This window comes from Ruegeria sp. BHSB056, assembly GCF_059613305.1.
The window spans coordinates 21685-34285 of sequence record NZ_JBXWSG010000036.1 but is presented as its reverse complement, the minus strand read 5'-3'; the positions used below and the strand labels follow the sequence as shown (position 1 = coordinate 34285).

9 protein-coding genes and 1 tRNA gene are annotated in these 12601 nt (G+C 57.5%); 2 read left to right on the top strand and 8 right to left on the bottom strand.

The annotated features are described in order from the left end of the window. Window positions 1–88: 88 nt before the first annotated feature. The 7 genes from queG to AC2FND_RS10890 form a co-directional block, all read right to left on the bottom strand. Complete coding sequence (queG, locus tag AC2FND_RS10920; protein ID WP_496769694.1) at window positions 89–1126, bottom strand: tRNA epoxyqueuosine(34) reductase QueG; 1038 nt, start codon at window positions 1124–1126, stop codon at window positions 89–91. Between the two features lie 74 nt (window positions 1127–1200). Then, entirely contained in the window at window positions 1201–1866 is a 666-nt protein-coding gene (gene fzlA / locus AC2FND_RS10915) for an FtsZ-binding protein FzlA (RefSeq protein WP_480920493.1), read from the bottom strand. A gap of 58 nt (window positions 1867–1924) precedes the next feature. Further along, entirely contained in the window at window positions 1925–2659 is a 735-nt protein-coding gene (gene mtgA / locus AC2FND_RS10910; RefSeq protein ID WP_209598911.1) for a monofunctional biosynthetic peptidoglycan transglycosylase, read from the bottom strand. 39 nt (window positions 2660–2698) lie between these two features. Continuing rightward, window positions 2699–3613, bottom strand: coding sequence for a Hint domain-containing protein (locus AC2FND_RS10905; RefSeq protein ID WP_480909857.1), 915 nt, complete (start codon window positions 3611–3613; stop codon window positions 2699–2701). A gap of 181 nt (window positions 3614–3794) precedes the next feature. Next, window positions 3795–8327 carry a glutamate synthase large subunit gene (gene gltB, locus AC2FND_RS10900; RefSeq protein ID WP_496769692.1) on the bottom strand — a complete coding sequence of 1511 codons (4533 nt, stop codon included), beginning with the start codon at window positions 8325–8327 and terminating at the stop codon, window positions 3795–3797. Continuing rightward, entirely contained in the window at window positions 8324–8761 is a 438-nt protein-coding gene (locus AC2FND_RS10895) for a GFA family protein (RefSeq protein WP_496769690.1), read from the bottom strand. Before AC2FND_RS10895 ends, gltB begins: the two co-directional genes overlap by 4 nt. A 24-nt stretch (window positions 8762–8785) precedes the next feature. Continuing rightward, window positions 8786–10219, bottom strand: coding sequence for an NAD(P)-dependent oxidoreductase (locus AC2FND_RS10890; protein WP_496769688.1), 1434 nt, complete (start codon window positions 10217–10219; stop codon window positions 8786–8788). A 231-nt stretch (window positions 10220–10450) separates the two neighbouring features. On the opposite strand from AC2FND_RS10890, the gene AC2FND_RS10885 reads away from it, so the two are divergent. Then, the gene (locus AC2FND_RS10885; RefSeq protein WP_496769687.1) at window positions 10451–11254 is read left to right on the top strand and encodes an undecaprenyl-diphosphate phosphatase; all 804 of its coding nucleotides are present in this window, start codon (window positions 10451–10453) and stop codon (window positions 11252–11254) included. On the opposite strand, the gene AC2FND_RS10880 is transcribed toward AC2FND_RS10885, so the two are convergent. Beyond that, window positions 11255–12238 carry a complex I NDUFA9 subunit family protein gene (locus AC2FND_RS10880; RefSeq protein WP_496769685.1) on the bottom strand — a complete coding sequence of 328 codons (984 nt, stop codon included), beginning with the start codon at window positions 12236–12238 and terminating at the stop codon, window positions 11255–11257. A gap of 201 nt (window positions 12239–12439) precedes the next feature. Between AC2FND_RS10880 and AC2FND_RS10875 the strand changes: the two genes are divergently transcribed. After that, a tRNA-Leu gene (locus tag AC2FND_RS10875) sits at window positions 12440–12526 on the top strand. Window positions 12527–12601: the final 75 nt, after the last annotated feature.

The following is a 12601-nucleotide window of genomic DNA, read 5'->3' as shown; positions in this document are numbered from 1 at the left end:
CTAAAGCCAGCGCCATCGGGTTCTCCTTACTGTTCGCTGCAGATTGGTGTAGCGATTGGGGCCGACACGTCCAGCCTGTTTGCGGCAATTATGAAAGTTGTTCCACCGCCCAGCGCGCTGCGTCGGCTACGGTTTCATCCGGGTCATCTGTCAAACTCTGGGCCGCAGCCCTCAAATTCGGATGCCCCGAGTTTCCAATGGCGTAAAGCACGTTGCGCACAAACCGGTCACGCCCAATCCGTTTGATGGGCGAGCCAGAGAACTTCGCTCGGAAAGAAGGATCATCAAGCGCCACCAGCTCTTCCAGCGCAGGCGCTGCCAGATCTTCGCGCGCGGCATAGCGTATGTCACTTGCGGCAACCGCAAACTTGTTCCACGGGCAAGCCGCCAGGCAATCGTCACAGCCGTAGATTCGATTGCCCAGCTTTCCGCGGAGTTCGGGCTCCACAGGGCCTTTATGTTCAATGGTCAGATAGGAAATGCACCGTCGTGCATCCAATTGATACGGGCCCGGAAAGGCGTCCGTGGGACAGCTGTCCAAACAGGCCCGACAAGACCCGCAGCGATCAATCTCAGCAGGATCTGCGGGTATATCCAAAGTTGAAAAAACAGACCCTATAAAGGCCCAATTACCCCACTCCCGGCTGACAAGATTTGTGTGTTTCCCCTGCCAGCCCAACCCGGCAGCCTGCCCCAAGGCTTTCTCCGGCACGGGTGCAGTGTCAACAAACACCTTAACCTCGCCGCCCGCCACGGCAATCAGCCACCGCGCCAGGCGCTTCAGTCGCTTTTTGACCAGATCATGATAGTCTTTGTTCTGCGCATAGACAGAAATCGCCCCGTGGCCGTTTTGCTTCAAGACGTCTGTCGGATCATGTTCCGGCGTGTAACTCTCTGCCAGCATGATCACTGATCGCGCCTCGGGCCAAAGGGCCGCAGGATCACCGCGCCAATGCGTCCGCTCCGCCATCCACCCCATCTGCCCATGATACCCGGCGTCCAGGAATGCGGCCAGACGCTCGGGAACCTTTGGAACATCCCACGGGCGGCAGACACGGCACGCAACAAACCCCTCTGCAAGGGCCTGCTGAACCAGCTTTTCCTTCAAATCCGATCCGCTCTTCATCTGGCCAAAAATATCCTCGGGGGGAATCGCGCATCTGCGCGATGGGGGGCAGACAGCCCCCCTGGCGTACCCTATCAGAAATCCAGATCAGCGTAATGGGGCGGCGGCCGGAACCCTGGCACCTGATCCGCCAGAATGGACCGAAATGCCGGTCGAGACTTGATCTTGGCATACCAGTCCTTGACCACCTGGCTGCGGTTCCAGTCCACGTCCGAGATGTAATCCAGCGAAGACAGGTGCGCCGCCGCCGCGAAATCAGCCAGTGTCATCTGGTCACCGGCCAACCACCGGCGGTGATCCAGCAGCCATGCCATATAATCCAGGTGGTACTTGATCGCTTTGGCACCCAGCTTGACATTCTTGCTGTCCGGATAGCCTTGACCCGTCACTTTTTTGTTTACCCGTTCGTACAGCAGCTTCGACGTCACCTCTTGGTGGAATTTGTCGTCAAACCAGCCGACAAGGCGCCGCACTTCGTATCGGGCTTCGGGGCTTTTTGGCATTAATGGCGGTTCGGGACGGGTTTCCTCGATATATTCGCAGATCGCCGCGCTTTCCGACATCATTTGCCCGTCCAGACGCAATACTGGTACTTTGCCCGCAGGGTTTCGGCGCAAAAAGTCGGGGTCTTGCTCCCAGTATCGCTCTTCGACAAGCTCAACCTCGATCTTCTTTTCCGCCAGGGACAGCCGAACCTTGCGGCAATACGGAGAGAGGGGAACATGAAACAGACGCGCCATGGGCTTCCAATCGAACCAGTGAGTACCCGACAGATTTAGCCTTTGCAGGCGACGGGTTTCAATCCTCGAAACAATCTGCGCGACCATCTGCGCGGATGGTGGCCGCCCCATCCAGAATAGATGCCGCCCGCCTTCGCGTTCGCGCCGTCGGGTCAGTGACCGATCTGTTGCGCGGTGACGGCAGAATGGCGGCAATCCGCGCCGCCTGAACCGAGGTAAGCTTTGAAGCGCTGGTGTTGAAATACCTTTGCGCGGCAGCCTCGACCCCAAAAACGCCATTCCCGGTCTCAGCAACATTCAGATAGACCTCAAGGATGCGCTGCTTGCTCCAGAAAATTTCGACCACAGGAGTGATCGAAGTTTCCAGTGCCTTGCGTATCCAACTGCGCCCTTGCCAAAGAAATACGTTCTTTACCACTTGCTGTGTAATGGTCGAGGCGCCGCGATTTCCGCCGTCCTCAAGCGCATCGCGAATGGCCTCTACGTCAAATCCCCAGTGCAGGCAGAAATTTGCATCCTCTGCTGCCACGACCGAACGCGCCATGATCGGGGCCATTTCCTCGATCGGCACCCATTCGCGCTCAACCTTTCCCAATCGGCGCCATTCCGACCAGATCGTATGTGTTACAGGTGGGTTCACAACCGAATACAACAGGATTATCGCAAGCAAAGCTCCGGCAGTTGCCGCAACCACACGAGTCAGCCAACGGCGAATCTGGCGCACCGTTGGTGATTTCCTATTGGATGCCTTGTTTTTCTTACCGCTTGATTTGCGGGCTGCTTTCTTCGCCATACCTCAGCTATACGACGCGCGGTCCGGGTTTGAAACGGCCTAAATCGCGAAGGCACGCGCTTCGCGCGGGTGAACAACCGGGCGTGCGGTTTCCACCGACATCGGATCATGACCTGCCAACTCAGGGAACAAGTGCAAGACCTCGCTCTGCGTTTCGCGGTCCGAGGCCGACAACGCATGCCCCGGATAGTAGCTTTCGCTTTTGCCACCATTGGCAATGACGATCTCGTGCTGCTTGAACAAAAGGTGGAAATACTCCACCTCGCCACCTTCCACCCGGGTCACCGATTTTCCATTGACCAGAGCATGTGCGGGAATCAGCGCTTCAGCGTGCCCGGACAGGTACGAGGCCCGCCAGTCTTCAACCAGCATCCGATGCTGAGGCGAAACAAGCAGCGGACGATCCAGGTCGAACACCCCGGCCTCAAACCGGATCGGGGCCAGCTTTCCTTCGGCCGCCACCACTGTACGCCCAACCCAGATCAAAGGCTGGGGGCCATGATCCACTGTGGTGACCAGATCGCCGACTTCAAGATCTTCTACCGCGCGTTCCCCATCCGGGGTCATTATCATGGTGCCCGGCGTGAAACAGGGTGGACCCAAATTGCCGACATTCAGCGGCCCCTGTGTGTTGACGAAGGTGGCTGAAACAAATGTTCCCGGCTGCAGGACCTGACCGTCTGTCGGTGTGAATACCCGAGATCCGTCAGCCAGATAAAACGTGGTGCCCGTATAGGTTACGTTCCCGACGCCCGCCACGTTGATGGTAACAGTGTCCCCTGGCCAGGAATTCGTGACGTCCTGACCGTTGACGGTGTCACCACTTGGCGCATCGATTTCGTTGTCATCATCAGCATCGACTAAAGTGAAACTGCTAACAGCGACTGCCGTTCCCGCAGGCGGCGGGTTTGCTGGATCGAAAGTATAAAACTGATCCTGATACGGTGTTGGCATCCGGTTGCCCCTGTCTGCTTATCAACTGGTGCCTAGTTCGGCCCATGATTGTCGCCTGAGTGTGAAGAAAGATTGGCGATTTTCGGATAAACGGGCAAGACCTGCACTGAAACGTCGTTAACATACGAACCCCGCGTGGTGCAAATGACACGCGGGGCTTTTAGGGACAATAGGTTTCGGCTTACTCCGCCGGAACTGCTTTGGCTTCAACACTCAGCGGGTGGCTGAGCTTGTTCAGCATCTCCTTTGGGCAAACCTGCAGGAAGTTGCCTTTTTCCACATCCCAGTGCTGAAGAATATCAGCAGCCTTGCGGCTTTGCGATTCAGCAGCATGGCGCATGATGAGCGTTTTCAGTTGCTCTTCCCAGTGGTCCACAGTGACCGGGCAAGTGACCAGCGTTTCCCTGTTCATCAGCGCCTCGGCCTTGCCTTCGGGATCATACAGATAGGCCATTCCGCCTGTCATGCCTGCACCAAAGTTGGCTCCGATCGCTCCAAGGATAACGGCAACACCGCCGGTCATGTATTCACACCCGTTGGAACCGCACCCCTCGACAACAACCTTGGCGCCAGAGTTCCGGACCGCGAACCGTTCACCGGCGCGACCGGCCGCGAACAGGTACCCGTCGGTGGCCCCATAAAGAACCGTATTGCCAATGATCGTATTGTCATCTGCTTTCAGCGGGCTGACCTGTGGTGGGCGTACGACGATCATGCCGCCGGACAGGCCCTTACCAACATAGTCATTGGCATCACCCGACACTTCCAGCTTCAGACCCGGGGCCGCAAAAGCTCCCAGCGATTGCCCGGCCGAGCCTTGCAGCTTCACATGCAGATGGTCGTCCTGAAAGGTGTTCCGCATCCCGAAATTCTGCACAATATGACTGGACACACGGGTTCCAACGGTCCGGTGTGTGTTCTGCACCGCATAAGACAGTTGCATCTTTTCACCATCCTTCAGGAACCGGGCAGCATCGCGAACGATTTCGGCGTCCAGCGTATCCGGCACCGCGTTGCGCTCTTTGTCGCGGTTGTAGATGATGTTATGTGCCCCATCGACAGTGATCAGCAGCGGGTTCAGATCGAGATCATCCAGATGAGCGGACCCACGGCTGACCTGAGCCAGCAGATCGGCCCGACCGATGATTTCATCAATCGAACGCGCGCCGAGGCTGGCCAGCAGCTCGCGCACTTCCTGCGCGTAGAAGGTGATCAGATTGACGACCTTATCCGCATTGCCGGTGAATTTGGCGCGCAGGGATTCATCCTGCGTACACACGCCCACCGGGCAAGTGTTCGACTGGCACTGACGCACCATGATACAGCCCATTGCAATCAGTGCGGCGGTACCGATGCCGTATTCCTCGGCCCCCATCATCGCGGCCATGACAATGTCGCGCCCGGTGCGCAGGCCACCATCGGTCCGCAGGGTGACGCGATCCCGCAGGTTGTTCATTGCCAGAACCTGATGCGCCTCGGTCAGACCCATCTCCCACGGCAGACCGGCATATTTGATCGAGGTCGCAGGCGACGCGCCTGTACCGCCATTGTGACCCGAAATAAGGATAATATCCGCTTTCGCCTTGGCCACACCGGCAGCAATCGTTCCGACGCCCGAGGACGCAACCAGCTTGACCGTCACCTTGCAGCGCGGGTTGATCTGCTTCAGGTCGTAGATCAGCTGCGCCAGATCCTCGATCGAATAGATATCGTGGTGCGGCGGCGGCGAGATCAGTGTCACGCCCTTGGTCGAATGGCGCAGGCGCGCAATAAGGTCAGTAACCTTCATACCCGGCAACTGGCCACCCTCACCGGGTTTTGCACCCTGAGCGACCTTGATCTCAAGCTCCTCACACTGGTTGAGGTATTCAGCGGTCACGCCAAACCGGCCCGAAGCCACCTGTTTGATCTTGGCCGAAGGGTTGTCACCATTGGGTTCAGGCACGAAATGCGCCGGGTCTTCGCCACCTTCGCCACTGTCGGATTTCGCACCGATCCGGTTCATCGCCACGTTCAGTGTTTTATGCGCTTCTGGCGACAATGCACCCAGCGACATACCTGGCGTGACAAATCGTTTGCGGATTGAGGTGATCGATTCCACCTCTTCGATCGGCACCGGCTTGCCCAGTGGTTTGAAATCCATCAGGTCGCGCAGATGGATCGGCGGGTTCGATTGCATCTTGGCAGAATACTGTTTCCACAGCTCATACGAGGCCTTGTTGCAGGCCATCTGCATCATGTGCATCGAGGTCGCTTCCCACGCGTGGGTCTCGCCTGATTTACGCGCCTTGTAGAAACCACCGATGGGCAGCACATCCAGCCCGCTGCTCCAGCCCTTGGCATGGATTTCCTCGGCCTTGGCCTGAATACCTTTGATGCCTATGCCCGAGATACGGCTGGTCATACCGGGGAAATACTCGGCCACCATGGCACGGCTGAGGCCAACAGCCTCAAAGTTCAGACCACCGCGATAAGACGAAATGACCGAGATGCCCATCTTGGCCATGATCTTCAGCAAGCCCTGATCGATCGCCTCGCGATAGCGTGCGACATTCTCTGTCAGGGTTCCGTCCAACAAACCGCGGTCGATACGGTCAGCCAAAGAATCCTCGGCCAGATAGGCGTTCACCACAGTCGCGCCACAGCCGATCAGAACGGCAAAGTAATGCGGATCCACACATTCAGCCGAACGGACGTTCAATGAACAGAAGGTCCGCAAACCCTGACGCGTCAAATGAGAATGCACAGCGCTGGTCGCGAGGATCATTGGTATCGCAATCCGATCCTCGCCCGACCGCATATCAGACAAGACGATATGCCCGGCACCGGATCGCACCGCCTCTTCGGATTCGGCTCTGATACGGGTCAAAGCCGCGCTTAATGCGCCTTGACCAGCCTCGAAGGTACAGTCGATTTCCGCCAGCGGCGCATCAAAGTTCTCAACCAGTTTGTCCCATTGCGCGTTACCGACAAAGGGGCTTTCCAGAACCACAATCTCGGTCTGGCTGCTGTCTTCATCCAACACGTTCTTGAGGTTGGCAAACCGGGTTTTCAGCGACATCACGCGGTATTCACGCAGGCTGTCGATCGGCGGGTTGGTCACCTGGCTGAAGTTCTGACGGAAAAAATGGCTGAGCGGGCGGTATTGTTTTGACAAAACAGCCGAGGGCGTATCATCACCCATCGATGCCAAGGCTTCCTTGCCGTCTTCCGCCATCGGAGCAAGGATTTGTTCCAGCTCTTCCACCGAGTATCCCGCAGCAATCTGGCGCTTGCGCAACTCGCCACCCGCAAAGATCGGCGCTTCGGCCACACCCGCAAGCGTTTCGTCCAGATCGTTTATCTTGCCAACCCATTCGCCAAACGGCAGCGCGCGGGCCAGTTTGTTCTTGATTTGGGTATCGCGGTACAGCTTGCCCTTTTTCATGTCGACCGCCAGCATTTGACCCGGCCCCAACGCGCCTTTTTCGGTCACTGTGGCTTCGTTGATCGGCACCATTCCGGCCTCGGATCCTGCGATGACAAGGCCATCGCCAGTCACAACGTACCGCATGGGGCGCAGTCCGTTCCGGTCCAGGCCGGCGCAAACCCAGCGTCCATCGGTCATCGCCAGCGCGGCCGGGCCATCCCATGGCTCCATCACCGAGTTGCAGTAGGAATACATGTCGCGCCACGCTTGCGGCAGCTCGACCGCTTGCTTGGACCAGCTTTCCGGAACCAACATGGTTTTCGCCATCGGGGCCGACCGTCCCGCGCGCACCAGCACTTCGAAAACCGAGTCTAATGCGGCAGAATCTGACGAGCCACCTGCGATGATCGGCTTGATATCTTCGGCATAGTCACCAAAAGTGCCGCTGGCCATCCGGATTTCATGGCTTTTCATCCAGTTGATGTTGCCCTTTAGGGTGTTGATCTCGCCGTTGTGGGCCAGCATGCGGAATGGCTGCGCCAGCCACCATTGCGGAAACGTGTTGGTCGAGTAACGCTGGTGGTAAATCGCGAATGCCGATTCAAAGCGTTCGTCCATCAGATCGGGATAGAATACAGCGACCTGTTCGGCCAGCATCATACCCTTGTAGATGATCGACCGGCAGGACAGCGACGCAAGATAAAGGCCCGAGATACCCGACACCAAAGCCGCTTTTTCGATGCGGCGGCGGATGACATAGAGCTCGCGCTCGAAAGTTTCTTCGTCCACACCCTTGGAGTTCGAGATCAGGATCTGCTCAATCTCGGGTCGGGTTGCATTGGCCTTTTCCCCAAGGCAAGTCACATCGACCGGCACGTGTCGCCAGCCATAGATGTAATAGCCCATACGCAGAACTTCGCTTTCGACGATGGTCCGGCACCGCTCCTGCGCGCCGAAATCGGTGCGGGGCAGGAAAACCTGACCAACAGCAATCAGCTCATTCAGCTTGGGTTCGTGACCGGTCCGGCGGACCTGATCATAGAAGAAGGGAACTGGAATCTGCACATGGATGCCCGCGCCATCGCCGGTCTTGCCATCCGCGTCAACGGCCCCGCGGTGCCAGATCGCTTTCAGCGCGTCAATTCCGGCATCCACCACCTTGCGCGACCTTTTGCCATCCACGGACACAACAAGGCCCACACCGCACGAAGAATGCTCTTCCGCCTCGGAGTAGAGACCATTTTCGGCCATCCACTTGCGTTTTGCTTCTTCTGCCCGCACCCAATCGGCATCATATTTGGTCATTGGCTGTCTCCTTCGTCAGAGGGGGAATACATGGCTTCGACCTCGGCTTTGGTCATTTGCCGACGTTCACCTGCGAACGCATATCCCTCGGGCTTTTTGTCGATATAAAGTTCAAGTTTCAGCGAGTTACCTGTTGCGTTTTCGAACAGGCCAGCCGCCATTTGTGTCTGACCGTGCATCTCACCCGGCAGCGTGATCCGATACCAAAGCGAGGATCCGCAATCGCCGCAAAAAGCACGTTCTGCCCAGTCGGACGAGGTAAATGTCTTGACCGGGCCCAGCGCTGCATAGCCTTCTTTCGCCTGAAAGGTCACCAGCATCGAACTGGTCCACCGACGGCATTGATCACAGTGACACGCCCCCAGCGCATCCCGCGCTGGTGTAGCTGTTACAGTGACCGCACCACACATGCATTGGCCTTGAAGTTCCGACATTTCGAACCCTCCTGAAAGCTGGGGTTATTCCGCCGCGACGGCTGACCTGGCGTTGAACCGGTCGATGATCGCGTCGGCGCAGTCGCGCCCGTCACGGATCGCCCATACGACCAGTGAGGCACCGCGCACAATGTCCCCGATCGCGTACACACCTTCCATTTCGGTTTCCCCGGTCTGGAATGCTGCCCTGACCGTTCCCCATCGGGTGACGGGCAGGTCGGGCTGCCCGAACAGGGTGGGCAGGTCTTCGGGTTCAAAACCCAGCGCCTTGATCACTAGATCGGCGTCCTCGACATAGTCCGCGCCTTCGATCACTTCGGGGGCCTGGCGACCAGATGCATCGGGTTGCCCCAGGCGCATCTTCTGCACCATCACGCCGGAAACCTTGTCGTCACCTGTGAATCCCTTGGGCGCACTGAGCCATTCGAAAACCACGCCTTCTTCCTCGGCGTTCTGTGTTTCGCGCTGCGAACCCGGCATGTTTGCACGGTCACGACGGTACAGGCATTTGACTGACGTCGCGCCCTGACGGATCGACGTGCGCACACAATCCATCGCGGTGTCACCACCACCGATCACGACAACCTTCTTGCCCTCGGCATTCAGCCGTCCGTTGTCGAAATCCTCAACAGCGTCACCAAAGCTTTTACGGTTTGATGCGGTCAGGAAATCGATTGCCTTCTCGATCCCGGCAAGACCACTGCCCGGCATGGACAGATCCCGCGACTTGTAAACGCCCGTTGCGAGGATGACCGCGTCATGCCTGGCGTGAATTTCCGCGAATTTGGCGGCGTCCACGTCGCAGTTCAATACGAACTCGACACCGCCGTCCGCCAACAGGTCGTTACGCCGCTGGACGACTTCTTTTTCCAGCTTGAAGCCCGGAATGCCATACATCAGCAGACCACCCGCACGGTCGTAGCGGTCATAGACCGTGACCTGAACACCGGCCCGACGCAGCATGTCCGCCGCGGCGAGACCGCCCGGCCCGCCACCGATGATACCGACGCTTTCACGGCGCTCTGCCGCAGGGACCACTGGTTTGACCCAGCCTTTGTCCCACGCCGTGTCGGTAATGTACTTTTCGATCGTGCCGATGGTGACCGTTCCGTGGCCGGATTGTTCGATCACGCAATTTCCTTCGCACAAACGGTCCTGCGGGCAGATGCGGCCGCAAATCTCGGGGAAGGTGTTTGTCGCCTGGCTGGTTTCGTAAGCCTCTTCCAGCCGTCCCGTTGCAGTCAGCCGCAACCAGTCGGGAATGTTGTTATGCAGCGGGCAGTGCGATTGACAGTAGGGCACACCGCATTGACTGCACCGGCTGGCCTGTTCTGCTGCTTTCTCGGCGGCGAATTCGGCATAGATCTCGTTAAAGTCTTCTCTGCGGTCATTGGCGGCACGCTTTTCCGGCATGACACGGTCGATCTGCACAAATTTCAGCATCGGTTGCTTGGCCACGGGTCAGACTCCATGAATTGGCTTGGTTGGATTTCTTTATGCGATGCGCAAACGGATGAAAAGTCATATATGCTGACCTTTTGTGGGAATTCTTCACCCTCCCACTTGAAATCTGCAATTCTTAAAGGAAATTTTAGGTACGATTCGGACCTATATGAAGACTTTCCTTTTCCCCACCACCCTTATAGCCATACACCACATAAAAAACGTGGCGGCAGCACGGCAGGGCAGATGAGTCTTTTCCACCTGATTCTCTTGGCAATCATTCAGGGAATAACTGAGTTTTTGCCCATTTCGTCTTCGGGTCACCTGATCTTGCTGCCGAATCTGTCGGGCCTTCAGGATCAGGGCCAGGCCATAGACATAGCCGTGCACGTCGGAACCCTTGGTGCGGTCGTTCTGTATTTCTGGACGGATGTGAAGCAGGCGCTTGCCGGGGTGCCGCGCGCCCTGACCGGCCGGACAGATACGCCGCAGGCCCGTTTGGCTCTTGGTCTGATCATTGCGACACTTCCAACCGTGATCGCAGGTCTGATCCTGCATCTGACCGGGTTAAGCGAGGCCATGCGTTCGATCACTGTAATCGGGTGGGCAATGCTGGGCTTTGGCCTGCTGCTTTATTGGATCGACCAGAAAGGTCCCCAGACGAAAGAGGCGAACGACTGGGGTATTCGCGATGCTTTCGTCATGGGACTGTGGCAGGTTCTTGCGCTGATCCCCGGAACATCGCGGTCCGGGATCACCATTACAGGGGCCCGTCAACTGGGTTATACCCGAGCAGACGGCGCGCGGATTGCCATGCTGATGTCAATCCCAACCATTCTGGCCTCTGGCACACTGCTTGCACTGGACGTGATACGCGACGCTGATGCGCAACTGGCCCGGGATGGGGCCATTGCCGCGGCATTTGCTTTTGTCTCAGCACTTCTGGCGCTTAGCCTTATGATGCGACTGCTGCGCAGTGTTAGCTTTACACCATACGTGGTCTACCGCGTCATACTGGGCGCGGCCTTGCTGTACATGGCCTACAGCTGATCAGATACGCAGGTTTTTCGCCGAGTTCTGAATGTCGTCATACTGCCCCGACGGGCGGAATTTCCAAAGATATTCCGGCAGCACCGATTCCAGAGTGGTCGGCGCAATGCCAAGATCCGCAAAGGACTTGGCCCCTTCAGATACCACATTGTCATGGCGCAGATTCCTGACCTGATCGCGGGTCAGAATGTTGTTCGGGAACAGCTGGAAGCTGACGAATTTCGCAATATCCAGCACGCCCGCCATAATCCGGGCACCAAAGAACGGCAGGCCGACAATGATGCGCCGTCGGTGGATCACTTCAAGCATCTGCTGCATCAGGGCGCGGAAGGTTTTCACCTCCGGCCCGCCAAGCTCGTACACGCCCGGCTCAGCCTGCCCCAGAATGCCTTTGACCACTGCCTGGGCCACGTCATCCACGTAAACGGGCTGGAATTTGGTCTCGGCACCAACCACCGGCAGAAACGGACCCATGCGGGTCATCCCGGCGAAACGGTTGAAGAACTGATCCTCGGTTCCGAAGATAACCGAGGGGCGCAGGATCATGGCATTGGGCATATGCTTCAAAACACCTGCTTCGCCTTGCGCTTTGCTTTGAGAGTACTCGCTGGCTGAACCTGCATCTGCACCAATCGCCGAGATGTGAACCATCCGTTCGATACCCTGCTCGGCTGCAAGCCGCGCGATACGTTCGGCTCCTTCGGCTTGAACGGCATCAAACGCGTTCTTGCCCAGTTCATTCAGCACACCCACACAGTTCACCACGACATCGGCGCTCTGCATCGCCAGCGCGACCGAGGCGTCATCGCGGATATTGCACAGCACAGGCTCAACCTGTCCGACGGCGCCGTAGGGTTTCACGAACATGGCTTCGTTCGGGCGTCGTACAGCCACCCGCACACGCCACCCCTCACTCGCCATGCGCCGCGCGATGTAGCGGCCGACAAATCCCGATCCGCCATAAATCGTCACCAGTTTCGACATGAAAGGGCTCCTGCTGAGAAATTGCGCCCTAGAACTAACGCCCGCAGGCCAGCCAAACAAGGCACTAATTCGCCGCGCCGGTCATGAAATATTCAGGCCAAAATCTCAGTTCGAAAACCGAATTCAAAAAACTTTCAAAATTCATTCAGAATCCGGTTGACGCCCCCCGCCAGTCAGCTTAAACGCCGCTCCACGACACCTGCCCAGGTGGCGGAATTGGTAGACGCGCTAGCTTCAGGTGCTAGTGTCCGTATGGACGTGGAGGTTCGAGTCCTCTCCTGGGCACCAAAACTCCCAAACAAAATTGTCCGTTTAAAAGGTACTTAGTACTCGTATCGGAAACGCACTCCATTCAGCCGTCTT

Coding starts and splice junctions, on each gene's coding strand:
- mtgA (WP_209598911.1), bottom strand. CDS start 2,659: ATGGCGAAGAAAGCAGCCCGCAAATCAAGCGGTAAGAAAAACAAGGCA.
- AC2FND_RS10885 (WP_496769687.1), top strand. CDS start 10,451: ATGAGTCTTTTCCACCTGATTCTCTTGGCAATCATTCAGGGAATAACT.
- gltB (WP_496769692.1), bottom strand. CDS start 8,327: ATGACCAAATATGATGCCGATTGGGTGCGGGCAGAAGAAGCAAAACGC.
- fzlA (WP_480920493.1), bottom strand. CDS start 1,866: ATGGCGCGTCTGTTTCATGTTCCCCTCTCTCCGTATTGCCGCAAGGTT.
- queG (WP_496769694.1), bottom strand. CDS start 1,126: ATGAAGAGCGGATCGGATTTGAAGGAAAAGCTGGTTCAGCAGGCCCTT.
- AC2FND_RS10880 (WP_496769685.1), bottom strand. CDS start 12,238: ATGTCGAAACTGGTGACGATTTATGGCGGATCGGGATTTGTCGGCCGC.
- AC2FND_RS10905 (WP_480909857.1), bottom strand. CDS start 3,613: ATGCCAACACCGTATCAGGATCAGTTTTATACTTTCGATCCAGCAAAC.
- AC2FND_RS10895 (WP_496769690.1), bottom strand. CDS start 8,761: ATGTCGGAACTTCAAGGCCAATGCATGTGTGGTGCGGTCACTGTAACA.